A 26739-nucleotide genomic window follows, 5' to 3' on the forward strand; every position below is an offset into this window, starting at 1 on the left:
ATGGCAATTGCACGTAATAAGTTTGATGCAGTAATTATTGGTGCAGGTGGCGCTGGAATGCGTGCTGCATTGCAATTAGCCAATTCAGGTTTAAAGGTTGCATTATTATCCAAAGTTTTTCCAACACGCTCACATACGGTGTCAGCACAGGGTGGTATTACGGCAGCTTTGGGAAATGCTGATGAAGATGATTGGCGTTGGCATATGTATGATACGGTTAAGGGTGCTGATTATATTGGTGATCAAGATAGTATTGAATATTTATGTAAAACTGGTCCTGAAGCCGTTTATGAGCTTGAGCACATGGGGCTTCCTTTTTCGCGCATGGACAACGGCAAAATTTACCAGCGTCCTTTCGGTGGCCAATCCAAAAATTTTGGTGGTGAGCAGGCAGCGCGTACCTGTGCTGCAGCCGATAGAACAGGCCATGCTTTATTACATACTCTTTATCAGCAAAATCTAAGAGCGAAAACCCATGTATTTAGTGAGTGGTATGCGCTTGATTTAGTTAAAGATGCTCACGGCCGCATTGCCGGTGTTACAGCCATGTGCATTGAGAGTGGAGAAATTGTTTTTTATCAAACTCGAGTCTGTATTCTTGCCACAGGTGGTGCTGGCCGGATTTATCAATCTACCACCAATGCACATATTAATACCGGTGACGGATTTGGTATGGCCTTGCGCGCAGGCCTTGCGCTGCAAGACATGGAAATGTGGCAATTTCATCCTACAGGAATTGCAGGAGCCGGTGTTTTAGTCACAGAAGGTTGTCGTGGCGAAGGTGGTTATTTAATTAATAAAGACGGTGAACGCTTTATGGAGCGGTATGCACCGCGAGTTAAAGACTTAGCATCTCGTGATGTCGTTGCACGCTCTATGGCGCTGGAAATTCGCGCAGGAAAAGGATTTGATCCTAAAGGCGTGGATTATGTTAAATTAAAGCTGGATCATTTAGGAGCTGATTTGATCAAATCACGGCTGCCTGGAATTCGCGAGCTATCCATGAAGTTTGCTGGTGTAGACCCCATCGTCGAACCTATTCCTGTTGTGCCTACCTGCCATTACAGTATGGGAGGAATTCCGACCAATATGCATGGGCAGGTTCTCACCAAAAAGAATGGCGCCGAACATATTGTTGAGGGTCTTTATGCTGTCGGAGAGTGTGCCTGTGTTTCTGTTCATGGTGCTAACCGTTTGGGTGGAAATTCTCTTCTTGACCTTGTTGTCTTTGGTCGAGCTGCAGGTCTCCATGTTGAAGAGCTATGGCAGTCCAATCAGTTGCCCGATATGCCTTATATTACTGATGAAGATGTGGAGGCTTCTTTGACACGCTATTATCGTTGGGAAAATTCAACTGAAGGAGAAAGTCCAACGGTTATTCGTGAAGAAATGCAACGTGTTATGCAGGAGGACTTTGGAGTTTTCCGTACAGGTGAGGTCATGGCAAATGGTCTTCATCGCCTGGAAGCACTACGTGAACGTTTAAATAACGCGATGCTGAGTGATAAAAGTAAAATTTTTAACACAGAACGAATTGCTGCCCTGGAGCTGGATAATTTAATGGCCACTGCTTGTGCGACAGCACATTCAGCCCTTTCTCGTACAGAGAGTCGTGGTGCGCACAGTCGAGAAGATTATCCCAATCGTGATGATGCAAACTGGATTAAGCACACACTGTATTTCGAGCTAGGTGATATTATTGATTTCCGGCCTGTGAATACATCACCTAAATATGTGAAGGCATTTGAGCCTAAAGAACGCGTTTACTAGAGAGGATATACCGTGGCTGACATAAGAAATCTGAGCCTGTCTATTTATCGATATAATCCAGAGGCAAATATTGAGCCTTATATGCAGAATTATGAGATAGCAATCCCGGCCAAAAGTGATCCCATGCTCTTAACCTTGCTTGAACGGATTAAGGCCGAGCAAGATCCTACTTTAGCCTACAGACGTTCTTGCCGTGAAGGAGTATGTGGCTCTGATGGTATGAACATTAATGGTACGAATGGTTTGGCCTGCGTCACTTCTCTTTCACAGCTAAAAACGGAAAAAATTGTGATCCGGCCACTGCCGGGATTTCCAGTGGTGCGAGATTTGGTGGTGGACTTAACCCAATTTTACCAGCAATATGAGCGCATAGAACCTTATTTACAAAATGAGACAGTTGCACCTGCTCGTGAGCGTCTGCAATCTCCTGCAGAACGAGCTCAACTTGATGGCTTGTATGAATGTATTTTATGTGCTTGCTGTACTAGCTCTTGTCCTTCATTCTGGTGGAATCCGGATAAATTTGTAGGACCAGCCGGCCTTTTGCAAGCGCGACGCTTCCTGGCAGATAGCAGGGATACAGCTACACAACACCGTTTGGATAAATTACAGGATCCATTCAGTGTATTTCGTTGTCGCTCAATTATGAATTGTGCGAATGTTTGCCCGAAGGGACTCAATCCGACACAAGCAATTGCCGATATTCGCAAGCAAATGCTGACTCAAGAGACTTGATAGATTTCTGGTACTTGTAAATGGCAAGTACGTCCTTTGGAGACAAAATATGAGTGGTAGTGACCTGCAAAAGCAATGGGCTTCTTCCTATTTATCAGGTGGAAGCATGGCCTATGTTGATGGTTTATATGAAGACTATCTGGCAGATCCTGATTCTGTACCAGCAGATTGGCGTAAAGCCTTTGATGCACTTCCCAAAATTAATGGTACAGCAAAAGATGTTTCACATCGTGACATTCGGGATTATTTCCTGGAAAATGCACAACGAAAGCGAATGCCAATTGCTGTTTCAGAAGATAGCCAACAGTATCAGGTTGCTCACCTAATCAATGCCTACCGGGCTCATGGCCATCATGCTGCCAAATTAGACCCCTTGGAAATGGCCGAGCGAATTCATGTTCCTAGCCTTGAATTAAGTTACCATCAACTCAGCGAAGCCGATATGGATCGTCGATTTTTTGCAGGTAAGTATTTTAATGGCTCACAGATGCCATTGCGCGAAATTTATCAGGCGCTTCGAGATACCTATTGTGGTAGTATTGGCATTGAATACATGCATATCTCTAACAACGAAGAAACCGATTGGTTACAGCAAAAATTAGAGCCCGTTCGTGGTCGGCCTAATTTCACCAAGGCTAAAAAGATTAATATCTTGAAAGACTTAATTGCTGCTGATGGGCTTGAGCGTTACTTGGGTACACGCTACGTAGGACAAAAACGATTTTCTCTTGAAGGGGGAGATTCTCTCATTCCCATGATGCAAGAGCTGATACGTCTTGGCGGTGCTAATGCAGTTAAAGAACTTGTTGTTGGTATGGCCCATCGTGGTCGCTTGAATGTATTAGTGAATGTGTTGGGTAAAGAGCCCAATCAATTATTTCAGGAGTTTGAAGGAAAAGTTAAATCTGAACGTACTGGGGATGTTAAATACCACATGGGTTTTTCCTCAGATTTGCGCACGGAAAACAATGCTATTGTACATGTAGCATTAGCCTTTAACCCTTCTCATTTGGAGATCATAGGTCCAGTGGTGGAAGGCTCAGCCCGTTCCAGGTTGCGTCGGCGTGATGACCTTGAGAAAAAGGATAAAGTAGTACCTGTTGTTATCCATGGTGACGCTGCTTTTGCAGGTCAAGGTGTGGTCATGGAAACGTTTAATTTCTCACAAGCACGCGGTTATTCTACAGGTGGAACTATTCATATTGTTATTAACAATCAAATTGGCTTTACCACCAGTAATCCATTGGATGCACGATCAACTTTATACTGCACGGATGTGGCAAAAATGGTGCAGGCACCTGTTATTCATGTTAATGGTGATGATCCTGAAGTTGTTGTTTTTGCTACACAAATTGCATTTGAATTCCGCATGAAATTCAAACGTGATGTAGTCGTGGATCTCGTGTGTTATCGCCGCCATGGTCATAATGAGGCTGATGAGCCCTCTGTGACTCAGCCTGCCATGTATAAAAAAATTAAATCGATGCGCCCTTTACGTGAAATTTATGCAGATGCACTCATTAATCAAGGGTTAACCACACAACAAGACGTGGAGAAACTGATAGAGGCTTACCGGAACAAATTAGACAAGGGACAAGCTGTTGTTGATATTGTACAAGGCGATTATGAGGGCAAAATTTCTATTGATTGGTCTCCTTACATTAACGCCAAATGGACTGACAAGGTAGATACCACCATTTCATTAACAACATTGAAAAACTTGTCAAAAAAGCTTCTTGATTTGCCAAAAGGTTTTGAGCTTCATCCAGTAGTGAAGCGTCTTATGGCTGAGCGTGAAAAAATGACGACTGGTGAACTTCCCATGAACTGGGGCTATGCTGAAACCATGGCTTATGCCAGTTTATTAAATGAAGGTTATGGGGTTCGTCTCTCTGGTCAAGATTCTGGTCGAGGAACCTTTGCTCATCGTCATGCTGTTTTACATGACGTTCAGACGGGCGAAACCTGTGTGCCTTTGGAAAAAACAGTCGCCGATCCACACAAGCCAGTGGTTGTTATTGATTCCGTACTTTCTGAAGAGGCAGTTCTGGCTTTTGAATACGGCTATGCGTCCTCCGAACCTGCCTCACTGGTATTGTGGGAAGCGCAATTTGGAGATTTTGCTAATGGTGCGCAAGTGGTTATTGACCAATTCATAAGCTCAGGAGAACAAAAATGGGGACGCTTGTGCGGACTTGTTATGTTACTTCCTCATGGTTATGAGGGTCAGGGGCCTGAGCATTCTTCGGCGCGACTAGAGCGATTCATGCAGTTATGTGCCCAGCACAATATCCAGATTTGCACACCAACAACGCCTGCACAAATGTTTCATATGCTACGACGACAAATGTTACGTAAATTTCGCAAGCCATTGATTGTAATGACTCCCAAAAGTTTATTGCGTCATAAATTGGCAGTTTCGTCATTGGAGGAGTTAACGAAAGGTCAATTCCAAACAGTGATTCCTGAAATCGATGAACTGGATGCAAATAAAGTAACCAAGATAGTGTTATGCTGCGGCAAGGTTTATTATGATCTGTTACAAAAACGTCGTGATGATAAACTCAATCATGTCGCTATTATTCGCATTGAGCAGCTTTACCCTTTCCCTAAGAAAGCGCTGATTCAGGCACTTAATGAATTTCCTCATGCGAAAAAAGTGATTTGGTGTCAGGAAGAACCTCAGAATCAAGGAGTATGGTTTTCATCTCAACATAACATGAAAGATTGCTTAAACGGTGATCAATCTTTAAGCTATGCAGGAAGAGAGTTTGCTGCAGCGCCTGCAGTTGGCAGTCCAATACTACATGCACAGCAGCAGCAAGAATTAGTTGAGCAGGCGTTATTAGATTAACTGAGTAAAATAATATAACAAAAGAAGGTATAACCATGTCTATTGAAGTTAAAGTACCTGCCTTGCCTGAGTCGGTAGCAGATGCCACTATAGCCGCTTGGCATAAAAAAGTGGGTGATATGGTCACTCGTGATGAAAATCTCCTGGATTTGGAAACGGATAAAGTTGTTCTTGAAGTACCTGCTCCTGCCGATGGTGTTCTCAAAGAAATTTTTTTTAAGGAAGGAGATACTGTTGAGTCAGCACAGATTTTAGCCAAAATCGAGGCTGGAGCCTCTGCCCAGAAAGATCAGCAGCCAGTCAAGGAAGAAAAAGCAACTGCTAAAGACGAGCCTGCTGCTAATGCTGAGGAGAAAGCAGTGGGTCCTGCTGTAAGGAGAATGCTCGCCGAGCATAATTTACAACCTGGGCAAATTTCAGGCTCAGGGAAAGATGGCAGAATCACTAAAGAAGATGTGATTGCTTATATCGAAACTAATCGAGAGAAAACAACAAAATCTACTCCGGGTAAACAACCTCAGCCAGTCTCAGTGGGAGAACGCGAAGAACGACGTGTTCCCATGACTAGATTGCGTGCCAAAATAGCAGAGCGCTTGGTACAGGCCCAACATAATGCAGCTATGTTAACGACTTTCAATGAAGTTAATTTGAAAGCGGTGATGGATTTACGTGCTCAATACAAAGATAGTTTTGAGAAAAAGCATGGTGTTAAATTAGGGTTTATGTCATTTTTCACCAAAGCTGTAGTCGAATCATTGAAGCGGTTTCCAGCGGTCAATGCGTCAATTGACGATCAAGATATTGTCTACCATGGTTATTATGACATCGGTATTGCTGTATCCACTGAGCGTGGTTTGGTGGTTCCTGTGCTTCGCGATGCCGATCAAATGAGTATGGCTGATATTGAAAAATCAATTGCTGATTCGGCCAATCGTGCCAGACAAGGTAAATTGTCCATGGAGGAAATGCAAGGTGGAACCTTTACCATTACCAATGGTGGGGTATTTGGTTCTTTGTTAGCAACACCAATTATTAATCCTCCTCAGACAGGTATCTTGGGTATGCACAAGATTGAGGAGAGGCCGATTGTAGAAAAAGGGCAAATAGTGATTCGTCCCATGATGTATGTCGCCTTATCTTATGACCATCGTTTAATTGATGGTAGAGAATCAGTACAATTTTTAGTAAGTGTCAAGGAATTACTTGAGGATCCCTCTCGATTACTGCTAAATGTTTAATTTCAATGAAGTTTAACCGCAAGACCCGCATTGACGGGTCTTGCTTTTTAAAGGGTGCTAACGATGAATTTACATGAATACCAGGCAAAGCAATTGTTTGCCAGTTACGGGCTGCCAGTTCCAAATGGCCAAGTTGCTTATAGTGTAGAAGATGCACTACAAGTTGCTACTCAGTTGTCGACACCACGATGGGTGGTTAAAGCACAAGTTCATGCTGGTGGTCGAGGCAAGGCTGGAGGTGTAAAATTGGTGTCTACCAAAGACGAATTGGCTACTGTTACTAAATCATTGCTAGGTACACGACTGGTAACTTATCAAACCGATGCGAAGGGACAACCAGTGAATGCGGTATTGGTTGAAGAAACTTGTGATATCGCCCGTGAATTGTATTTGGGAGCTGTTGTCGATAGAGCAACTCGTCGCGTTGTTATTATGGCCTCTACAGAGGGTGGCGTTGAAATTGAAAAAGTTGCCCATGAAACCCCTGAGAAAATTTTCAAAGTGATTGTGGATCCGCTTGTAGGAGTGATGCCTTTTCAATGTCGTGAAGTAGGCTTTAAATTAGGCTTAACGGATGAACAGATTAAACAATTTACGCAACTAATGATTGCTCTGGGTAAAATGTTTGTAGAGTGTGACTTAAGTCTTCTTGAAATTAATCCATTGGTGGTTACCAAAACCGAACGTTTGCTTTGTTTGGATGGCAAAGTTAATGTCGATGGCAACGCGCTTTATCGTCAGCCTAAATTGAAAGGTATGCGTGATGCGACACAGGAAGATGAGCGTGAAAATAGAGCGACTGACTGGGAATTAAATTATATTCCTTTGGATGGTACAATCGGCTGCATGGTGAATGGAGCTGGTCTTGCTATGGCTACTATGGATGTCATTAAATTACATGGTGGTGAACCTGCAAACTTTTTAGATGTTGGTGGCGGTGCTACTAAAGAACGTGTTAGTGAGGCATTTAAAATTATTCTCTCTGATAAAAATGTTAAAGGCATTTTAGTGAATATTTTTGGTGGCATTGTTCGTTGTGATCTAATCGCTGAAGGTATTATTGCGGCTGTTAAAGAAGTAGACGTGAAAGTTCCTGTCGTAGTGCGCCTCGAAGGGAATAATGCTCAATTGGGCGCTGATATTTTAAATAAAAGTGATTTAAACGTTATCGCAGCAAACAGTTTGACTGATGCGGCGAAGAAGATTGTGGCAGCAGTCGCCTAATTAACATAAGAAGGCTTCCAATTGATAATGATGGGAAGCCTCTGAACTTCAATTTGAGGCTAACAATGAGTGTATTAGTTAATAAACAAACAAAAGTAATTTGCCAGGGTTTTACTGGTAAACAAGGTACCTTTCATTCAGAACAAGCAATTGCTTATGGGACTCGTATGGTGGGTGGCGTTACACCGGGAAAAGGCGGCCAGACCCATTTAGGGCTACCCGTATTTAATACGGTTTGTGATGCTGTTAAAGAAACAGGTGCTGATGCGTCAGTTATCTATGTCCCTGCGCCATTTTGCAAAGATTCTATTCTTGAAGCTGCAGACGCAGGCATTAAGTTAATTGTCTGCATCACAGAAGGTGTGCCTGTTCTTGATATGCTTGCTGTGAAAGTTTATCTGGAAAACAATACTGAAGCTCGTCTGATAGGTCCTAATTGCCCTGGTATTATTACACCTGGAGAGTGCAAAATCGGCATTATGCCAGGCTCAATTCATCTGCCAGGTAAAGTGGGTATTGTGTCTCGCTCCGGTACTTTAACTTATGAAGCGGTTAAACAAACAACCGATAAAGGTTTTGGCCAGAGTACTTGTATTGGAATAGGAGGTGATCCTATCCCAGGCACTAGTTTCATTGACGCTTTAGCACTTTTCGAAAAAGATCCACAAACAGAAGCCATTATCATGGTCGGGGAAATTGGCGGTTCTGCGGAAGAAGAAGCGGCAGAATTCATTAAATCACAGGTCAAAAAACCCGTAGTCTCTTATATTGCCGGTGTTACGGCTCCTGCTGGTAAACGTATGGGACATGCTGGCGCAATTATTTCTGGCGGTAAAGGAACTGCTGCAGAAAAATTTGCCGCTCTTGAGGCTGCTGGCGTTAAAACAGTACGCTCACCTGCTGATTTAGGTGATGCGATTGCTGAGGTTACCGGTTGGTAATATCGGCATAGAACAATTATGTCAGACCATGCGCTTTGGTGTATGGTCTTTAATAAAAGAGTGATACAATCTGCATTTCTCTTGGCAATGTCCTAGGATTATTTTTCTTTAAGTTTTCTCTTGATTACTTCATCAAATAACACCTTCTGCTCATCGGATAATTCAGCACGACGTAAAGCCATTATCTCTTCAACACTTCCCTGGATGCAGTCAGCGGTTAGGCGATCGGTTATCAGTAAACTATTAAGGTGATCAATTTCATGTTGTAGTACACGCGCATAAAATCCAGTTTCTATCGTCTGATGCCGGTCTCCTTTTTCGTCATAAAACCTAAGCTGTATCTGTTGATACCGGGGAACCTTGCCTGCGCGGCTTGAAACGGAATAACAGGCTTCAAAATCATTATAAAAACCCTCGGCTTCTATCCCCTGATAGCTAGGATTGAGCAGAATATGCATAGGTTTTACATGATTTCTCAGGAGTGCTGCTTCTTCAGGAATGTAAATAGCAATTATTTGTTTACTATAATTAACTTGAGGTGCTGCCAAACCTACGCCACCTAATTGGAACAATTTTTCTTTCATTTTTTGGATTAGAAGTCGATTTTCTGCATCCAGAGGAAAAGTAACGGGTTGGGCTGGTGTTTTTAGCATCGACGTAAATTGTTTTTGTTCAATCGCAACGATTTCCAGGGCTTGTGCGCAAGTGCTCATTATTAATCCTGCCAAAAATAAAATAAATGCATGCATACTTCAAAACGAATGATTGTAAAAGACATTGAGCAATTGTGCCACATTCAAGAGATTCTTCATGCAGCCCCGCTGCGTTCAGAATGACGAAAGGTAGCTAACTCCAAAACCTCCGACGTCATCCTGAAAGCGACATCGTCGCTTGAAGGATCTCCTGAATGTGGCACTAAGCACTATTTCCTGTACGTTCTTTCTCGATGTGTCCTAATATGTCCGCTTTCAGAATGAAGCTGGCTAATAGTTTATTAAGGAACAGTAATTGGATTAGCAGATAGTTCATTACTTGGTGCAGAAACGCTAGCATCAGTAACAACAGGATTAGAATCAATTGGTGCAAATATACCAAAGCGATTAGTAGCTGCATGAACGGGGATAGCAGTTAAAGATTCTGCTGTAGTCGCTTTTGCAGCTGCTTCTTCAAGACGCTGAAAAAGCACTTTATATTTGGGAGTATAAAGATGCAGGGCCGAGAGTAAAGAAATAAAGCATTGTGCAATCCAGGCAAAACTGAAGGTATTGTAATGACGATGTTTTAACATAGTAGCTACAAAAGAAGGCTTTTTTATTTCGGCTTTAATATCAGCCAAACGTTTTTCGACGGTGTCTTTGCTATGAACTATAGTGGTCAAATTATCAATTAATCTAATTTTGGCTCGTAAGGTAGACTCAGTTTCAAAAAATAAATTCTTCTTGATTCTTGTTTCCACGCCATCGCTTTGATGAACTGTTTCGGTCGCTTTACCAAAATAGCTATCGAACTGTGCCAAAGCATTCATCACAGCCTCAAGTTGTGTAAATTTTGTTTTATTGGTCTGATCAAATTCTTCTGCTTTGGCATCCAATAATTTTTTTACTTTAGCATTGATGTCTTGTGTATATTGAGACTGTTCAATAATTGCAGTCGCATGGGCTTGTAGAAAACTTTGCAAGGCTGAATTATATTCTGCTCGTGTGTGATAGAGACCGATGTATCTTGAGGTTAACCGCTCAAGTTCACAGGCGAAAGCCTTTTCCGTGTATTCAAACCTGAGTTTTTCACTTTCTTTTTCTTGAATGGCTACGCATTCCTCAAGATAAGCCAATTTTTCATCGGCAGTGGCAATTTCAAATTCGAGAGAATTCTTGTACCCTTGATAATGATTGAGCACAGCATTGGCTATGTAGACAATGTTTTTTAATTCATCAGGCTTTTGTTTTGCAGTAGAGATCTCTTCATTCGGGGAGCCTATTTCAATGGGAGAAAACCTATCCAACTCCATTTCAAGTGTGCCATCTTCTCTTGCTATGAATTTATCAGACTTAAATTCAATAAGATAGCCTTCCTCATCTAATTGAAATTCTTCCTTCTCCTCGCTCTCACTTACTTCTATTTCTTGCTCTTCCTTCTGTCTTACTTCCTCTTGTATGGCAGGAAGAGGGATTTCTTGCAATAGAATTTCAATAGTGTAGTGTTGTGTTGCTATTGGTTGGGCTTTTAAGCCCAAGCGTTTCTGTTCTGACAAAAGAAGAGGTTGTAATATTTTATACAGCTTCGTTAAACGGATTTTATTGATGTGTTGGATGAGAGGTGAAGCCGGTAATATACGGTGATAATTATGGTATTCATTCACTTCCTTTAGAAACAATTGGAGTAAGCGAATTTTGCTGCTAAGTGAAAGCTTTAATAGACGCTCCTTATTAATCTCTAGATTTTCGATATTGGTGTTTAAGGCGTCATCTCCTTTGAGGAGGGCAGCCGCTGCTTGTTTTCGACGTTTAGCAGCTTCCATGCGATAGTTTATTGGTGCCAGTGAACTTAAAAGAGCCAAGTGCTCTTGAGAGTTTAAATTGAGATTTTCAAGCAAACCTTTATGAAATTCATCCAACACCGCTTTCATTGGATCTGCCAGTAATCCTGGCTTTAACCCAAGTTTATCTTCCCATTCATCAGTGGTTATTAATATGCGGACGAAAAGATCATGGCTAAGTTCTTCTAAATGATCCATAGCTGCGGTGTGAGAAAGATGGGTAAATTGTTCAAGCTTGGCCTTTAGTTCTTTATAAAGGCGGTACATGGTCGGCGTTTGCAGAAATAGTCGAAAATAAGAGTCAGAGCTTTCAATAATCGCTTCGATATTGAGTGCTGCCTGTTTTGTACGTTGATCCACCCTTGCTATCATTTCAGCAGTTAATTCTTCATGCTGCGTAGCTGCTTTAATGTGTTCAGGTATTAACATAAAGCTGCGCAGAGCATACCATAAGCCACTGTATTTGACAGCTTTTCCTTGAAATTTTGGATTTGTTAACTCAACCTCTTCACTGCTCACGGCATAATTTTTTTGTTGAACCGTAAAGACTTTATAGAGAGCTAATGCTTTGTCTTTTAATTCGGTTGCAAATAAAGACAAATGCGGATCATTGACTAATGCCTTGGCGTGACTAACTAATTCATCAATATGGCTTTTAGCCTGTATGAGGTGGTAAACGTAAAGAGACTGACTACTTTTTTGATCTAGACTTTCAAGCTGAATACAAATTTGCTCAAGATGATATAAACTATTAAAAAAACGTTTTACCGCCACAGCTTGATGAATTTCAAGTCGAGCCAATTCTTGATCTTCCATTTCCGGAAAGGGCATGCCTTTTTCTGCTGGTTGCAATTTTACTCTTAATGAGGTATTAAAAGCTTTTGTTAATTCAAATAAAGAAGAACGATAAGCTGCCACAGTTTGAGAATAGAGGGTATGTTTTAAAACAAAATTAGCTCGCTTATCCGTATTAATATCTGGATGCAGCTCTCGAGATTGAACATCCGCAATATATTTCTGCTGTGCACGATTGCTATAAACCTTCGCTCTTTCTTGGGTCAGAGCAATTAAACTCTCAAACTGTGCTAAAACGAAGATAATATCCTCTTCTGTGAATAGGCGCTCAAATAGTGTCGAAACTGAGTGAGTAAAATTGTCTGTAGAGTAATCAACAGCCCTATCCAGTTTTGATATTTGCTGCCCAAGCAAAGGTTTTCCACTTAAAAATTCAACCATTACTGCGTCTTGCTTTTTTGCTTTTTCACTGGAAAAGAGATTCTCTACCAAATAAGGTTGAAACAGGCTATACCAACGACGTAACTGTAGTTTTATTGCATCAATATTTATCTTTGGGTGTTTTTCCGCAACAAGGAAGGATAAAAATGAATGCAATGCGGTTCGAGCTTCATCTAACTGTAAACATTTTCTTTCGTAATAATGAGCTAATGTTTTAGCCTGAGTAAAAGTCAGCGCTTCATGATGGGTTATCCATACATTTTCACTATCCTTGCTAAATTGAAGATGCTGATGTTCTGGCGCAGTAGGGTTTATCTCTAAAATTTTTGCTTCATCAAAACAAGTAAGCTCTGGCCTGCTTTGATAAGGATAAATATCCATCTCTGAATAATTTTCGACATAATTAATGATGTCTTTATTCAGCTCGATATGAAGTTCCTGAGTCGCGCGCTCTTTTGCTAATGCAGTTTGCAGTTTTACTTTTAACGGAATCAAACTAGTTACTGCAACCGGACCTGCAGTACCTGTTAACCAATGCCATGGCCTTAGTAAATTACGAGTATAGCTATTTGCTGAGGTCAAGTCTCTTATAATGACATTTGATAATTCAGAATCAATAACCTTAATGTAGGGAAGTAAAAAGTTAAATTCTTTCTTTAAAGTATCTTTTTCTGTTTGCGGAAGGTTTAACAGAGAGTAAGCTGCATACTGTGGGTTCTCAATAATGGCAAAAAAATTATTTAGTGCTGTTTGAGCAGCGATTTGTGTTGTTAAATTCCAATTTGCAACGGATATGCGCTGTCTTGTTTTTTCAAGACGCTTATCTATAAATTGGGCGTCTTCAATCGTTAGTAATTCTTCACCCTCTGCAGAAAAATCAGCAAATTTTGCCGCATAGAACGCCATCAATTCATAAAAAGGCTTAATTTGAGCCATCATGGGTTGTGAAAGTGTGCCTGGATTTAGTAAACCCTCGTCTTCCAGGCGATCGACAATGCTAAATAATTCGGGGAGTAACTCATATTTTAGCCGTTTCATATTATGGCGAATGACCGCTTGCGAAGAGTCATTTGCATAACCTATTTGTTCTAGGCTGCTCATTGATAAATTAATAATTTCGCGAATTATTTTTATATAATTGAGAGTTTTAAAAGAAATAAAAATATCGTCGCTTTGCAGATTTTCAATTGAATTCAATAGTCGGAATGCTTGCTCCTGCAATTCATCAAGTTTTGCTTTATCTATCGTAGGTTGATAGGTAGAAATCTGCGGCCCATAATGTTGAATGTAGGTGGTTAATTGCTGGATATAGCCTGGCAAAACTGCGCCGAAATTGGCCAGAAAATCATAGTCATAATTGCCATCATTGGGTTTCATTTGTGCAATAGCAGTACCGCTTATTACACCAGCTTTATATCCAGTAGGATAATTTTTCAATACAGAAGAAAACTCAATCGCACTCTCTTTATGCGAATCAGCAAATGCTTTTATAGGAGCCAGAAATTGCCATATTTGTTGGATTTCACTACGAAATAGCTCATGAAAATCAATATCAAGATGCGTTAATAAATAGCTTGCCTTATAACCATGTTCAATAGTTTTATAATAGAGTTTTTTTAAGTCTTGAAATTTCTTATCGCCATTTCTTAAATTAACAGACTGTAGATCTTCAAACGCTAATTGGGCATGATAAAGAGCATTGATAACTTGTTTAAGTTGAACAATTTGTCTCGGCTCTGAGTCAAAATTGGTAAATGGTTCACCATCCTCATTAGGATGGGTGAAAAAGCAGGTGGTCTTGCTGCTGAAATAAGGTCCCTGAAGGGTAAAAATGATTTTTTCCCTTAAATTTTTCAAAAAGGTGGCGATATCTTCTTCTTTGAAATTATCGAGTAGCTTTAGATACCTGTCTATCATTCTGCTATTAAAATGGGCATTTTCTTGCGTTCTAATACTATAGGATAATTATTAAGAAAACATTAATTAATGTGAAAAATTTCTTCCTCTGTGTAAGAATTTGTTTTTACATATTACCTAGTATTTTATGATTAAAATGGATTAAAAAATGAATAACTGGAAAACGCTGGCGGATATCCGTCGAGAGTACGGTGAGTTGGTTTTATCAGAAGAAAGTTTGCCAGATTCACCAATAGAGCAATTTAGATTATGGTTTGAAGAAGTGTTGTCAGTGGAGAAAAGTGATCCAACCGCTATGGTTCTTTCAACCGTGGATGATAAAGGTTATCCAGATTCCAGAATAGTCTTATTGAAAGGATTAGAAGAAGAGGCGTTTATATTTTATACCAATTATCAAAGTACTAAGTCTCTGCAACTAAGCCAAACCCCCTATGCTGCTTTAAATTTTTACTGGCCGCAAATGGCGCGCCAGGTTCGTATTCGAGGACGAGTTAAAAAAACAAGTAAGCGGCAATCGGACGATTATTTTGCTTCAAGACCTCTCACTAGCCAATTAAGTGCTATAGTTTCTGCTCAGAGTCGACCAATTAATAATCGAAAAATATTGGAGGACACTTTAAATCGTTTAATAGCAGAACACGGCCAGGAGCCTGTTGTTCGTCCTATCAACTGGGGTGGATATAGGGTGCTTCCTGATGAGATAGAGTTTTGGCAAGGGCGAAATAATCGCTTGCACGATAGAATTTATTACCACAGAAAAAAAGGTAAATGGATTTATTATCGTTTGGCACCATAAATGCATTATCAAATTCAGGGTTTGTTGGAAGTTGTTAATTTGTCAAGAAAGAGTAAAAAAGTTATACAAGAAGGTAGGTCTAGGTTACGAGGCGTAGAATGAGGGATAAGTGAAGTGTGAATCATGTTTAGAAGGAACACTTCCGTTTAGGAAATTGAATAGCGACATGATTGCGCAGACGCTAAAAGAGAGGGTATCAATATGAGTAGAAAAAATGCGTTGTTACCACACATTAAATTGCGTTTTAACATCGAACATCCAAACCTTGAAGAATGTTATGCTTACGGTTATGAGTGTGCTTTGGCAGAGATTAGTGAAGATGCTAATCCCTATCAATCCGGTAGTGCGGAATATGATCAGTGGGCTGAAGGGTGGTGGGCTGGTTTTTATGGTGAAAAACCACTTTATGAGCTGGCGGAACTGTTACTGGAACCTGAAGTTAATGAAAAAGAAGCAGCGAATGATTACACTTATAACGCTTTGAGTAATAAGGTAAGTCCCAGCTTTCTTTCCAAGGTGCTAAAAATTACCGGCGCTATTGCCGCAACGGCTGTGGTAGGCTATCAGGTTTTGGATTTAGTAGCCTAGATGAATAGCATGACCACTTATCATTGAGTAAGTATTCTAGAGACGCGATCTTATCGCGAATCTAGAATATTTAAATTACAACTTTATTTAAACAATTTTAAGACCATACTGCGCATTCTAGCTAATTCTGCAGGATTAAATTCCTTATACAACGAACTACCAATATTTAAACAGACGGTAACGCCTTCCCCTAGACCTTTTAATAAATCAATGCCAGACAAACGCAGTAAATGAATGTCATTACGAATTTCCTGAGCCCATTGATCCAGATAATTTTTATTCGTAAAAACGGGCAAAAATACTTGATCATTGTCTTGAAGGTAAAGTACTTCCGGTTGCTCCGGATTTGAGCGTTTATCAATAGGAATAATAAAATTTGCCTTAATAAACTCAAGGTAAGCTTTATTGGCTTCCACATTGCCTCCTGAGGAGTCTAATGCATTTTTGATAGCTTGTTCAAGTTCGTTCATTGTATGACCAAATTAAAAACTAGTAGTATAGCCAATAAAAAGCCTAATTACTGTAGCTCATAATAGGCAGCATCGTCTTTTTTGCATGGTTTGACGTATTTACACGGCAGAAGGCATTCAAATCATTAAATACTGAGTTGCGAGCAAATTATTGAAAATTTATAGTGCTCTCGGAGACCAGGCTCTCTTTAAGTTCCAGATCGAGCAATGTGTTGAAATAATTGTCGGTAGCAGTATAATGTAGGATTGATTTTGCCAATTTAATGACCAACCTACTGTTTTAATGCAAATTTTATTAGTTCAAGTCTTCAGGATGGAAACGGTAACAGAGTGAATTTATGAATATGATAGCAATGTCTCGGAGTGAAAAAGAGGGTCGTGTTAATCAATTAGGTTTTGCCTGGATTGTCTGGGGATTAGCAGCAGCCTTTTATTTTTCAGATTATATGGCACGAGTGGCTCCGGGGGTAATGCACCGCAGCTTACAAATTGCTTTTGGTATTAATGAAGCGGGATTTGGCATTTTAACAGCCTCTTTTTATTTTCCCTATATTCTCATGCAAATTCCGGTAGGACTTACCGTTGATCGCGTGAGTATCCGAGCAATATTAACAGTAATGTCGCTGATAACTGCACTAGGCTGTGGCGTGTTTGGTCTTGCAGATGGCTTGGCAATGGCGTCTGTGGGGCGTATGTTAATTGGTTTCAGCGCAGCTTTTGCATTTGTTAGTGCCTTGCGTTTGGCAACCTCCTGGTTTCCTCCTGCCATGCTGGGTTTATTGGCTGGGTTGACACAAGCTTTAGGGATGTTGGGGGCAGCGGCAGGAGAAGCACCGGTTTCATTTTTGGTTGCTAATGTAGGTTGGCGACACAGCATGCTTATTATTGCCTTTTTATTTATTGCTTTAGCTGGACTTCTTTATCAATTTGTTCAAGATAAGCCTGGTATTAAGCGCCACGAAATGAAATCTGCGCCAGGAATCAGTATTCTTAATAGTTTGCGCATTGTTTTATCCCATCGTCAAATTTGGATTAATGCCCTTTACGCAGGTTTTTTATTCGGTCCGACTGCTGTGATTGGTGAAGCGATAGGACCTGCCTATTTGCAATATGGCCGTGGTTTAACAGCACATGCAGCAGCTTTTGCGACAGGATTAATTTTTATTGGTTGGGGAATAAGTGGCCCTCTATCAGGCTGGTTATCTGATAAAATGGGACGCAGAAAACCCTTAATGATTTTCTCTGCCATCAGTGGAGTAATTCTAACCTCATTATTTGTGTTTTATCCCACCATGGATCAAACCTTCGCCTATTTTATCTTTTTTATTTTTGGTGTGACGAATACCGGTGTGGCTATAGCGTATGCTGTATCCACAGAAATTTGTGAAAATAATGTAGTAGGTACTGGCATTGCTTTTACCAATATGATTTCAATTTTCGTCGGTGCGTTAATGCAGCCATTGGTCGGCCGCTTGGTTGATCTGACTGCAGGTTCTCGCGCCTATAACCTTGAGGCATTATTACTTTCCGATTTCCAGGCTGGGTTAAAAATTTTGCCTTTGTGTTCTTTAGTGGCTCTAATTTTAGCACTTATGGTAAAAGAAACTTATTGCCAACCCATACGTAAACTGTAATAACTTGCTGTAACTATGAATTTTTTTTGTAATGGCTTGGCTAGTGAGTGAATCTCGTGTTTTAATTAGGACGGTGCCTCTCGTCTGAGATGATATTAGTTATAGGGGCGAACATTAACACGGAGATAATATGAAAAAATTCATAGGATTAGTGGTGATTCTAGCCGTTCTAGTCCTCGGTTCTTATTATGGTATGGGTTATCTTACTGAACAGAAAGTTAAAGAAAGCCTTAATTTTGTGAATCGATCAAATGGACTGGCTGCTAAGATTGTTGAATATGATCGCGGTTGGTTTACTTCTAAAGCCAAATTCGATTGGCGCGTTCATGTTCCAGAGCAGACTATTCAGAGCAATGGCCAAACTCAAGCAATCCCAGCAAAAGATTATAAGATACTGATGCCTCTTACCATTTATCATGGCCCAGTCATATTTTCTAAGCAAGGAGTAAAATTTGGCTTAGGTTATGCTCATACCCATTTGACTATGCCTGCGGAATATGTAGAGCAATTTAATAGTTTATTTACCAATCAATCAACACAACCCAACGTGGTTATTAACTTCTTTGTAAATTATCTTGGCAACAGCAGCATCGATATGTCTGTGCCAGCTTTCAAATTATTTGCCAAAGATGGGAATGCAACTTTTGAATGGATGGGAATGTCCACTTCAACAAATGTCTCTTCTGATCTTGATAGAGTTGGGGGTAACATCACGATTGAAGGATTGACTTTCAGGAAAGACCAAGTTAATACAAAAATGTCTGCTGTTACCAGCGAATATAATCTCCATAGGACGGATAGAGGATTATTCCTGGGTGACGCGAGCTTATCTTTTCCATCGTTTATTGTAATGGATAGTGATAAAAAGTTGTTTGAATTAGGACAATTTGATATTCACTCTGATTCTGGCATAGAAGATGGATTATTTAGCTCTCATGTTAAGACTTCAGTCGAGAAAATAGTAGCCAATGGTAAAACTTACGGTCCAGGAAATCTGGAAGTTGCTATCCGCAATCTTGATGCCGATGCTTTGGCAAAATTGAACCAACAAGCACAACAAGTGCAACAGGGTACAGAAACAGAGCGCCAACGTGCAATGCTGGCCATGTTACCTGAATTACCGAAGTTATTCAGTAAAGGGGCTGAGTTCGAAATTACTGAAATGAATTTCGTAATGCCTCAGGGGACTGTTGAAGGTAATCTGATGGTCTCTCTACCGAAAGGTGAAATGGGTAATCCATTTGAGTTAATACAAAAAATACAAGGCAATGGAAAATTAAAAATGCCAACAATAGTAGTCAAAGAGCTGGTTACTGAATCCATCAAACAAAAAATGATGGCACCTCAGCAAAATAACCAGCAAAATGATCAGCAAAATGTTGCTCAGCAAATACAGCCCCAGAGTAATCCAGATGCTACAGCGCAAGCAGCTGCTAACTCAACGGATGTTTCTCAACAGGCTGTTGCTTTAGCTGATAAACAGCTGGCAACGTTAGTGCAAAATGGTGTATTGGCTCAACAAGGTACTGATTATGTAATTGAAGTTAGCCTTAATCAAGGACAATTAATGATTAATGGTAAGCCTTATAGACCTGAAATGATGAAATTTTAATAAAGCAAAGGAAAATCATTACCTGAGCCATGTTTATCATGGCTTCTGGCTTGTTCCTGATTTTAAATCAAATTTGATTCTAGGCTTGTCAGGAATTAGTTGATTCGGTAATATGCTCGTTTTTAAAGGAGGAGTTAATAAGAATGACAACAATCAGTAATGAAGCTGGGGATGCTACCATGTCACTGGCAGAGAGCGTGACTCAATCAGTGCAGAAATATTTCGCCGAGCTCAAGGGAACTGATCCTGTTGATCTGTACCAATTTGTTCTTGAAGAGATTGAAACACCATTGTTTCGTGCTGTTATGGAACATTGCAAATATAACCAATCACGTGCAGCAATAATGCTTGGGATTAGCAGAGGAACGTTAAGAACTAAGCTACGTCGTTATTTTGACGATAAATACGTTGGTACAAGAGATTAATTTTGCTTAGAAGGCAAGAAGGGGGAGGATATTATCTTCCCTTTTTTTATCCATGATCTCACTATTGTCTGTATTAAATAAGTTTTGCAAAAAAAACGTAGATTTTGGATTCGGTAATTTGCAGCAAGAAGTTTAAATCTTCTAAGGTAGTTCTCAAATTAATGGGTAAGTATTTTTTGTGTTCATGTAGGTGAAGTGATTTTTTGAGGTTACGAGTGAGTTCTTGTTGGGTCGAAACGACACACCCTACAATTTTTTGATTGGATGTTAGCCTTACCGACTGCTGGATTGAAAAACCCAGCGGTTATTCGGCAAACATAGAGCTGACAGATTCTTCAACATTGACACGCTTTATTGCTTGCGCCAACATATCAGCAAGACTCACCACTCTAATTTTCTTACAGCATTTTGCTGCGTCTGAGAGAGGAATCGTATCAGTGACGACTACCTCATCCAATGAAGAGTTGGTAATGTTGTCTACAGCAGGACCAGATAAAACGGGATGAGTAATATAGGCACGAACACTGCTGGCCCCATTTTGTTTCAATTGATAGGCTGCTGAACATAGTGTTCCTGCAGTATCAACAATGTCGTCAATGATTATACAATGTCTGCCAGTAGGCTCACCAATAATATGCATTACTTCTGATTTATTGGGGCCACTGCGTCTTTTATCGATGATAGACAAATCGGCATCATTAAGTTGTTTGGCCATGGCTCTGGCACGTACGACTCCACCGACATCGGGTGAAACAACCATTAGATTGCAAAGGTTTTGTTGCTTTATATCTTCTAGCAGGATTGGTGTTGAGTAGACGTTATCAACAGGCATATAGAAAAAACCCTGAATTTGGTCGGCATGCAAATCGACAGTAAGAACACGACAAATTCCGACAGAAGCCATCATGTCTGCAACCACTTTGGCGGTAATAGGAACACGAGCTGAACGCACACGTCGATCTTGACGGGCATAGCCGAAATAGGGAACTACGGCTGTTATGCGTCCCGCAGATGAACGTCTCAGAGCATCAGCCATAATCATCAGTTCCATTAGGTTATTATTGGCTGGTGAGCAGGTAGACTGAATAATGAAAACATCGCGACCACGAACATTTTCAAGTATTTCAACCATGGTTTCACCATCACTAAAAGTGCCTACGGACGCTTGACCGATAGGAATCTGTAAGTGTGAAGCTATTTTAAGGGCCAGCTCTGGATTAGCATTGCCGGTAAAGATCATCATTGTCGACATGTGCAAAAAACCTTTGATTTAGTTAATCAGGTAACTTAAACACATAGCAGAAGACAGCCAGAAAGATATAGTTATTATTTGAGCGATCCGGTGAACGCATCCTTCCCGGGTATCTTCTGCCGTCTGTTTACTTGAATCAACAAGATTGTGGCTGGGGTGCTAGGATTCGAACCTAGGTATGCAGGGATCAAAACCCTGTGCCTTACCGCTTGGCGACACCCCAATAAGTTGTAGATTCTTCTTAATCGTCCTTGAACATGCATTGCTGCAAACGTGCGTATTGTGCAAACTATTTAAGGTCTTGTCAAACAATTTTTGCTGGATTGTTTCAAGTCGAATTCTTAAAATCGTGAACAACATGCCCTAATATAGAAGTTTCCCAATTGAAATATCCAGGCCTGAAATTCAGTGCCTGGATATTATTTAAAGATAAGCTTAGATCCTCCAGCGCTTAATGACAAGTTTTATAAATACCCCATTTCCTTGTAATCGAATTACACTGGGAAGTACAGCTTTTCCCACGGAAGTGTACTGGCCATAATCAATGACATATCCACTTTGTTTTAAAACCAGAAGATGATTGGCGGAATCACGTTTTGCAGATTGCACATGACCTGGTGCTGGCAAACCCCTAACCCAATAGTAAAGATTATTGACAGGCAAACGAATCCCTGTTTGCCGTTTTAGCAATTCCTCAGCATTTGAAGAAGAAGCCGTTTTAGGACCATCATGCAGAGTGACAAGTCCCCCTTTTTTGTTAATTAAAACCGTCCCACTTCCTAAAGGACCAAATAAACGAATTTGATAGTGACTCATTCCTCGCTGTAGCCAATTCACAGAGGCATTCCACCCCTTACTTTTACTACGAGCTGCCATTGCACCTGAAATTTCCCAGGAAGTAATGGCGCTAGCAGAGGACGTGGCAGCTATTTTTGCAGTTTCTGCTGGAGAAACATTCGCTTCTGCGGCAGTTTTTGTAGCTTTTTTCTGATTATTATCTAGCTTTTCAGTATTTGCTGTCGTTGATACAGGATCTGTTGCTGGCGTAGATGCTAGTACGTTTGTCTCTGCTTTAGCTGCTCTCTTAGGGATATCATTTGTCTCTGCTTTAGCCGCTATCCTAGGGGTATAATAAGAAGACGTAGCATCCACCGTAGTGGGACGAGGGGTACAGGCAGCTAACAGAATTGAGCCCAATAAAGTTAATTTGATAGCATTCATTGCATCTCCTAATTCCGTTTTCCGTGGGTATCAGATCTTATGATAGCCTGCAAGTTAAAAAATTTCCTTTGAAAAGCTAAGAATTTATTCTGGCAATAGTTTTTCGCCGCGCAATACGATAGACTGCCATAAGTTACATCCCCTATGGTATATTATGAAACATAAAGCAGTCTATCCCGGCACTTTTGATCCTGTTACTAACGGTCATATCGACATCATTACAAGGGCTGCAAAAATATTTCCCGAGTTAGTGGTTGCTGTAGCAAGTAACGAGACTAAGCGTCCCTATTTTCCTCTTGAAACAAGAATAGCCTTCATCAAGGAAGCTTTGGGAAATTTGCCGGGTGTTGAAGTGATAGGCTTTGACTGCTTGTTAATTGATTTTGTGCAGGAGCAAAAAGCCGGTATTATTTTACGTGGATTACGTGCTGTGAATGATTTTGAATATGAATTTCAATTGGCAGGGATGAATCGAAAACTCTCAAAGGATATTGAGACTCTGTTTCTTACTCCCTCTGAGCATGTCCTGTTTATCTCCTCAACCTTAGTTCGAGAAATTGCTCAGCTTGGCGGGGATGTATCGCAATTTGTACCCTCCTCTGTTGAGAGAGCATTTCATCAGAGAAATTAACTTTATGAAAGTGCATCAGATTTTACTGCTCATACTAATAATAACGGGTACAGTAAATGCTGCACAATACGCGTCTACGCCTTCAGCTTATGCCGTTGCAAGTGCCCATCCACTGGCTACCAATGCCGGTTTGGAAATTCTTGCTGCTGGTGGCAATGCTTTTGATGCTGCAATTGCAGTTGCAGCTGCTTTATCTGTGGTAGCCCCTTATCATTCAGGTTTGGGTGGGGGCGGATTTTGGTTGTTGTACGAAGAGAAAAATAAAAAAAATAGTTTTATAGATAGTCGTGAAACAGCCCCTTTAGCAGCCCATAAAGATATGTTTCTTGATGCAGGGGGTAAACCAGTACCTGGTTTATCTCTTAATGGCGGACTGGCTGCTGCCATACCAGGAGAACCAGCTGCTTTAGTCTATATTGCTGAGCATTTTGGCCGTTTTCCTTTATCCAAATCATTGGCTCCTGCTATTCGTCTTGCCGAAGAAGGCTTTGCGGTTGATTATCAATTCAATTATTTCTCAACCATGGCAGATCGTTTACAAATGCTGCGTCATTTTCCCGATACTGCGGCTGTTTTTTTGCATAATAATCAACCGTATCAATTGGGCGAGCAGTTGAAACAACCTGATTTAGCCAAAACTCTGCGGGTATTGGCCAATAAGGGGCATGATGGTTTTTATCGTGGACAAGTGGCTGAGCAGTTAGTGAAAGCAGTACGTGCTGCTGGAGGAGTTTGGACTCTGGATGATTTAGCTAACTATCAAATAAAAGTTCGTGAACCCTTGCAAAGTGCTTATCATAACATGCTCATTATTACCGCACCACCCCCTTCTGCAGGGGGGGTAGCATTAATTACGATGTTAAATATTTTATCAGATTACTCTTTACAGACATTATCAAAAGTGCAATGGGTGCATTATGTGACAGAAGCCATGCGACTTTCATTTTGGCAGCGTGAGCAGGCACTAGCGGATCCCGATTTTGTTAAAGTACCGCTTGACAAGTTGTTGTCTGCAGAAAATGCCAAACAGTTGCGCACTTTGATTTTTAGAGATAAAGCAACGCCCAGTGAGCGTTTTCAGGAAAAAATAGAATCTACAGACAAAAAACATACTACGCATATTTCAATCTTAGACCGGGAAGGTAATCGGGTTGCTGCAACACTTACGGTAAATTTTATTTTCGGCTCCAGTGTGGTTGCTGGTGGTACTGGTGTATTACTCAATGACGAAATGGATGATTTCTCAATTAAGCCTGGTTCAAGGAATATTTTCGGCATTGTTGGCAGTGAAAAAAATAGTATTGCTCCAGGTAAAAGGCCGGTTTCCAGCATGACGCCCACGTTTCTTGAAATGCCGGGTCGCGTTGCAATTGTTGGGACACCTGGAGGAAGTCGTATTCCCACAATGGTTCTATTAGCATCTTTGGTATTTTATAATTATCAAGGTGCTATATCGATGGTTTCCGCCATGCGCTTTCATCATCAATATTTGCCAGACTGGCTGCAATTTGAGCCGGAAACTTTTTCTCCTCAGTTGCAGATTGACCTGAAAAAAATGGGATATAAATTAATGGCGTTAAAGCAGTATTATGGTGATATGCAGGCGATTACTTGGGATAAAGAGACCAATTTGATTACTGCAGCCTCCGATCCCAGGCATATAGGTCTGGCGGCTGTTATCACCGCAGAGCCTCAAGGTTACGGGTTTAAGCATTAACTCTCTGATTCACCAACTAATTCTTTGATGGAGTCATGCACTCGATTTACCAGTTCATCTTTATTTTCAATAGTATACTGTGAGGCATCAATTGGCTTCCCAATGTGCACTTCGGCGGTTTGATTAATATTAATTTGGGTGGTTTTTGCTGGCAAAATATCATAAGCACCACGAATGCCAATAGGGATAATGATTGCTTTGGCTTCAATTGCCGTAATAAATGCTCCTTTTTTAAAAGTAGCAAGCCTGCCACTTCTGGAGCGAGTTCCTTCAGGAGCGATCCACATAACAATACCACTTTCTAGCAGCTTGCGCACAGCTTCCAAATCCTTAATGGCTTGGTGCCTATTTTTTCGATCGATGAAAGGAAACTCAGCTGCCATCATGCCTTTACCCATAATAGGAATTTTTGATAATTCTTTTTTTGCCAACATACGAATGGAATGATTGGGAAAGGCTTTAAAGCTAAGGGGAATATCATACAAGCTACTGTGATTACACATAATAATGGTTGCTTCGCCCTGTTTGGGCTCTACACTATAAGGATTAATTACTTTGCATTTTACGCCCACTAAATTCAGTAAATTATCAGTCCACTGGTGAATTGTCTTATCAACCCAGGCTCGACTTGTGCTACCTGTAAAATGTTTGATAATAGATTTTAAACAGGCACTCGCAGTGTAGAGAACTGACAAAAAAATTATCCATTGAGTGCGAAGTTTGCTAATTTTCATAAAACTTAAACTTAAGAAATAAAGGGTGTGGGGTAGATGATACTGTATGTTTGCTTGCTTTCACAGTAGGTGACTCATGCCGAATTAAGGTGTTATCAAGGGCTGACAGCAAGGGCAAAAGGTGGAGTTTCGTCCACCTACAGTTATAGCTTGTATGGGGTGATGGCATTGGAAGCAAGCTTGATTGTTCCTGCCGTACACTTGAAGATGATGGGAAAAGTACCCGGGTTTTCCGTTACTAGAAAAGAAATCACGTAAAGTCGTTCCGCCTGCATCAATGGCTTGTTGTAATATCAGCTTAATCGACGCTATTAGCTTCGCAAGTTGATTTTCAGAAAGAAGTCTGGCAGGAGTTTGGGGATGAATTCCTGCTAGGAAAAGGCTTTCTGTCGCATAAATATTACCAAGACCTACAACGATTTCATTACACATGATCAATGCCTTAATCGCTTGCCGTTTATTTGCAGCGCGCTGGCTTAAATAACTTAGACTGAAATCGTCGGAGAGTGGTTCTGGCCCCAAATGGGCGAATAGAGGGTGTTTTTCTGGCGTCTCAGTTGTGTAAAGCCAAAAACCAAAGCGACGTGGATCATTATAACGTAATACATAGTCTTCATTGAGAATCATGTCGATATGATCATGCTTTTTAACAGGCAGGTCAGACCCTATCAAACGCAAATGACCTGACATCCCTAAATGAACAATAAGGTATCCTTGCGTTAAATGGATTAACAAATATTTGGCGCGACGTGTGACTGCCTGTATTTGTTGTCCATAGCAAAGTTCATGCAGTGGGGGTACTGTAAAGCGAAGTTTGGATTGTCTTACATGAATGGCTGTTATAATTTTATTCACCAAAAATGGACTTATACCAAGTCTGGTGGTTTCGACTTCGGGTAGCTCAGGCATTAATCTTTGTCATTATGTTCAATAACTCGTCCTTTCGCTGGATTCTCAATTTTCTTACTTGAAAATAAAAGTCTTTTTATAAAAAAAACCACCCAGAGAATAGCTCCTATAATTAAGCCCCATACGAGGACGTATGAAAACAGAATAAATAAACCAATTACCAAGGCTATAGCAATACCTGCAATCAGAAAAGGAACAAGTTGTTGTATGAAATGCTCAATTTTGTCGTTCATGAATTAGTCCCTACTAAAGGAAAAGGGGGTTATCTCTCTTTGCCTATTTGAAATTATCGTTCACAA

The 26739-nt window shown here is 40.6% G+C and carries 21 protein-coding genes and 1 tRNA gene; 13 read left to right on the plus strand and 9 right to left on the minus strand.

Annotation, left to right across the window (positions count from 1 at the left end; genetic code table 11):
* The 6 genes from sdhA (at position 1) to sucD (ending at position 8762) form a co-directional block, all read left to right on the plus strand.
* The gene (gene sdhA / locus clem_RS01655; RefSeq protein ID WP_094090023.1) at positions 1 to 1770 is read left to right on the plus strand and encodes a succinate dehydrogenase flavoprotein subunit; all 1770 of its coding nucleotides are present in this window, start codon (positions 1 to 3) and stop codon (positions 1768 to 1770) included.
* Positions 1771 to 1782: 12 nt separating this feature from the next.
* Positions 1783 to 2505, plus strand: a complete 723-nt coding sequence (locus clem_RS01660) for a succinate dehydrogenase iron-sulfur subunit (RefSeq protein WP_094090024.1) — start codon at positions 1783 to 1785, stop codon at positions 2503 to 2505.
* A 49-nt stretch (positions 2506 to 2554) separates the two neighbouring features.
* Positions 2555 to 5359 carry a 2-oxoglutarate dehydrogenase E1 component gene (locus tag clem_RS01665; RefSeq protein ID WP_094090025.1) on the plus strand — a complete coding sequence of 935 codons (2805 nt, stop codon included), beginning with the start codon at positions 2555 to 2557 and terminating at the stop codon, positions 5357 to 5359.
* A gap of 35 nt (positions 5360 to 5394) precedes the next feature.
* The gene (gene odhB / locus clem_RS01670) at positions 5395 to 6597 is read left to right on the plus strand and encodes a 2-oxoglutarate dehydrogenase complex dihydrolipoyllysine-residue succinyltransferase (RefSeq protein WP_094090026.1); all 1203 of its coding nucleotides are present in this window, start codon (positions 5395 to 5397) and stop codon (positions 6595 to 6597) included.
* A 63-nt stretch (positions 6598 to 6660) separates the two neighbouring features.
* Entirely contained in the window at positions 6661 to 7821 is a 1161-nt protein-coding gene (gene sucC, locus clem_RS01675) for an ADP-forming succinate--CoA ligase subunit beta (protein WP_094090027.1), read from the plus strand.
* Positions 7822 to 7886: 65 nt separating this feature from the next.
* The gene (gene sucD / locus clem_RS01680; protein WP_094090028.1) at positions 7887 to 8762 is read left to right on the plus strand and encodes a succinate--CoA ligase subunit alpha; all 876 of its coding nucleotides are present in this window, start codon (positions 7887 to 7889) and stop codon (positions 8760 to 8762) included.
* Between the two features lie 98 nt (positions 8763 to 8860).
* Here the strand turns inward: sucD and clem_RS01685 are convergent, their stop codons facing one another.
* Positions 8861 to 9475, minus strand: a complete 615-nt coding sequence (locus tag clem_RS01685) for a peptide deformylase (RefSeq protein WP_094090029.1) — start codon at positions 9473 to 9475, stop codon at positions 8861 to 8863.
* 281 nt (positions 9476 to 9756) lie between these two features.
* Positions 9757 to 14451, minus strand: coding sequence for a hypothetical protein (locus tag clem_RS01690; RefSeq protein WP_094090030.1), 4695 nt, complete (start codon positions 14449 to 14451; stop codon positions 9757 to 9759).
* 148 nt (positions 14452 to 14599) lie between these two features.
* Between clem_RS01690 and pdxH the strand changes: the two genes are divergently transcribed.
* Both pdxH and clem_RS01700 read left to right on the plus strand, forming a co-directional pair.
* Entirely contained in the window at positions 14600 to 15247 is a 648-nt protein-coding gene (gene pdxH, locus clem_RS01695) for a pyridoxamine 5'-phosphate oxidase (protein ID WP_094090031.1), read from the plus strand.
* A gap of 201 nt (positions 15248 to 15448) precedes the next feature.
* Entirely contained in the window at positions 15449 to 15835 is a 387-nt protein-coding gene (locus clem_RS01700; protein ID WP_094090032.1) for a transmission trait enhancer LetE, read from the plus strand.
* 83 nt (positions 15836 to 15918) lie between these two features.
* On the opposite strand, the gene clem_RS01705 is transcribed toward clem_RS01700, so the two are convergent.
* Positions 15919 to 16305 carry an SseB family protein gene (locus clem_RS01705; RefSeq protein ID WP_094090033.1) on the minus strand — a complete coding sequence of 129 codons (387 nt, stop codon included), beginning with the start codon at positions 16303 to 16305 and terminating at the stop codon, positions 15919 to 15921.
* Positions 16306 to 16643: 338 nt separating this feature from the next.
* Here clem_RS01705 and clem_RS01710 point away from each other — a divergent pair, with 338 nt between their 5' ends.
* From clem_RS01710 to clem_RS01720, 3 genes are all read left to right on the plus strand, one after another.
* Entirely contained in the window at positions 16644 to 17939 is a 1296-nt protein-coding gene (locus tag clem_RS01710; RefSeq protein WP_232505523.1) for an MFS transporter, read from the plus strand.
* A gap of 130 nt (positions 17940 to 18069) precedes the next feature.
* A complete protein-coding gene (locus clem_RS01715) occupies positions 18070 to 19551 on the plus strand; it encodes a YdgA family protein (protein WP_094090034.1) in 1482 nt (493 codons plus the stop codon).
* A gap of 143 nt (positions 19552 to 19694) precedes the next feature.
* A complete protein-coding gene (locus tag clem_RS01720) occupies positions 19695 to 19976 on the plus strand; it encodes a helix-turn-helix domain-containing protein (protein ID WP_045107020.1) in 282 nt (93 codons plus the stop codon).
* 304 nt (positions 19977 to 20280) lie between these two features.
* On the opposite strand, the gene clem_RS01725 is transcribed toward clem_RS01720, so the two are convergent.
* From clem_RS01725 to lolB, 3 genes are all read right to left on the minus strand, one after another.
* Positions 20281 to 21228 (minus strand): ribose-phosphate pyrophosphokinase, encoded by a 948-nt coding sequence (locus clem_RS01725; RefSeq protein WP_094090035.1) that lies wholly within the window; start codon positions 21226 to 21228, stop codon positions 20281 to 20283.
* 148 nt (positions 21229 to 21376) lie between these two features.
* A tRNA-Gln gene (locus clem_RS01735) sits at positions 21377 to 21451 on the minus strand.
* A 212-nt stretch (positions 21452 to 21663) separates the two neighbouring features.
* Positions 21664 to 22449: a lipoprotein insertase outer membrane protein LolB gene (gene lolB, locus clem_RS01740; RefSeq protein ID WP_094090036.1), complete on the minus strand. Its 786-nt coding sequence runs from the start codon at positions 22447 to 22449 to the stop codon at positions 21664 to 21666.
* Between the two features lie 154 nt (positions 22450 to 22603).
* Between lolB and coaD the strand changes: the two genes are divergently transcribed.
* Both coaD and ggt read left to right on the plus strand, forming a co-directional pair.
* Positions 22604 to 23080 (plus strand): pantetheine-phosphate adenylyltransferase, encoded by a 477-nt coding sequence (gene coaD, locus clem_RS01745; RefSeq protein WP_094090037.1) that lies wholly within the window; start codon positions 22604 to 22606, stop codon positions 23078 to 23080.
* Positions 23081 to 23084: 4 nt separating this feature from the next.
* Positions 23085 to 24797, plus strand: a complete 1713-nt coding sequence (gene ggt, locus clem_RS01750) for a gamma-glutamyltransferase (protein WP_094090038.1) — start codon at positions 23085 to 23087, stop codon at positions 24795 to 24797.
* On the opposite strand, the gene clem_RS01755 is transcribed toward ggt, so the two are convergent.
* From clem_RS01755 to clem_RS01765, 3 genes are all read right to left on the minus strand, one after another.
* Complete coding sequence (locus clem_RS01755) at positions 24794 to 25531, minus strand: lysophospholipid acyltransferase family protein (protein WP_094090039.1); 738 nt, start codon at positions 25529 to 25531, stop codon at positions 24794 to 24796. The genes ggt and clem_RS01755 overlap by 4 nt on opposite strands.
* An 84-nt stretch (positions 25532 to 25615) precedes the next feature.
* Positions 25616 to 26440, minus strand: a complete 825-nt coding sequence (gene mutM, locus clem_RS01760; protein ID WP_094090040.1) for a bifunctional DNA-formamidopyrimidine glycosylase/DNA-(apurinic or apyrimidinic site) lyase — start codon at positions 26438 to 26440, stop codon at positions 25616 to 25618.
* The gene (locus tag clem_RS01765; protein ID WP_094090041.1) at positions 26440 to 26673 is read right to left on the minus strand and encodes a hypothetical protein; all 234 of its coding nucleotides are present in this window, start codon (positions 26671 to 26673) and stop codon (positions 26440 to 26442) included. Before clem_RS01765 ends, mutM begins: the two co-directional genes overlap by 1 nt.
* Positions 26674 to 26739 lie beyond the last annotated feature (66 nt).

The organism is Legionella clemsonensis, from assembly GCF_002240035.1.
In the GTDB taxonomy this organism is placed as follows: Bacteria; Pseudomonadota; Gammaproteobacteria; order Legionellales; family Legionellaceae; genus Tatlockia; species Tatlockia clemsonensis.

What these genes read in the sequence shown, in the direction of transcription:
- sdhA (WP_094090023.1), top strand. Translation starts at nt 1, where the DNA reads ATGGCAATTGCACGTAATAAGTTTGATGCAGTAATTATTGGTGCAGGT.
- clem_RS01665 (WP_094090025.1), top strand. Translation starts at nt 2,555, where the DNA reads ATGAGTGGTAGTGACCTGCAAAAGCAATGGGCTTCTTCCTATTTATCA.
- odhB (WP_094090026.1), top strand. Translation starts at nt 5,395, where the DNA reads ATGTCTATTGAAGTTAAAGTACCTGCCTTGCCTGAGTCGGTAGCAGAT.
- sucC (WP_094090027.1), top strand. Translation starts at nt 6,661, where the DNA reads ATGAATTTACATGAATACCAGGCAAAGCAATTGTTTGCCAGTTACGGG.
- sucD (WP_094090028.1), top strand. Translation starts at nt 7,887, where the DNA reads ATGAGTGTATTAGTTAATAAACAAACAAAAGTAATTTGCCAGGGTTTT.
- clem_RS01685 (WP_094090029.1), bottom strand. Translation starts at nt 9,475, where the DNA reads ATGAGCACTTGCGCACAAGCCCTGGAAATCGTTGCGATTGAACAAAAA.
- clem_RS01690 (WP_094090030.1), bottom strand. Translation starts at nt 14,451, where the DNA reads ATGATAGACAGGTATCTAAAGCTACTCGATAATTTCAAAGAAGAAGAT.
- pdxH (WP_094090031.1), top strand. Translation starts at nt 14,600, where the DNA reads ATGAATAACTGGAAAACGCTGGCGGATATCCGTCGAGAGTACGGTGAG.
- clem_RS01700 (WP_094090032.1), top strand. Translation starts at nt 15,449, where the DNA reads ATGAGTAGAAAAAATGCGTTGTTACCACACATTAAATTGCGTTTTAAC.
- clem_RS01705 (WP_094090033.1), bottom strand. Translation starts at nt 16,305, where the DNA reads ATGAACGAACTTGAACAAGCTATCAAAAATGCATTAGACTCCTCAGGA.
- clem_RS01710 (WP_232505523.1), top strand. Translation starts at nt 16,644, where the DNA reads ATGAATATGATAGCAATGTCTCGGAGTGAAAAAGAGGGTCGTGTTAAT.
- clem_RS01715 (WP_094090034.1), top strand. Translation starts at nt 18,070, where the DNA reads ATGAAAAAATTCATAGGATTAGTGGTGATTCTAGCCGTTCTAGTCCTC.
- clem_RS01720 (WP_045107020.1), top strand. Translation starts at nt 19,695, where the DNA reads ATGACAACAATCAGTAATGAAGCTGGGGATGCTACCATGTCACTGGCA.
- clem_RS01725 (WP_094090035.1), bottom strand. Translation starts at nt 21,228, where the DNA reads ATGTCGACAATGATGATCTTTACCGGCAATGCTAATCCAGAGCTGGCC.
- lolB (WP_094090036.1), bottom strand. Translation starts at nt 22,449, where the DNA reads ATGAATGCTATCAAATTAACTTTATTGGGCTCAATTCTGTTAGCTGCC.
- coaD (WP_094090037.1), top strand. Translation starts at nt 22,604, where the DNA reads ATGAAACATAAAGCAGTCTATCCCGGCACTTTTGATCCTGTTACTAAC.
- ggt (WP_094090038.1), top strand. Translation starts at nt 23,085, where the DNA reads ATGAAAGTGCATCAGATTTTACTGCTCATACTAATAATAACGGGTACA.
- clem_RS01755 (WP_094090039.1), bottom strand. Translation starts at nt 25,531, where the DNA reads ATGAAAATTAGCAAACTTCGCACTCAATGGATAATTTTTTTGTCAGTT.
- mutM (WP_094090040.1), bottom strand. Translation starts at nt 26,440, where the DNA reads ATGCCTGAGCTACCCGAAGTCGAAACCACCAGACTTGGTATAAGTCCA.
- clem_RS01765 (WP_094090041.1), bottom strand. Translation starts at nt 26,673, where the DNA reads ATGAACGACAAAATTGAGCATTTCATACAACAACTTGTTCCTTTTCTG.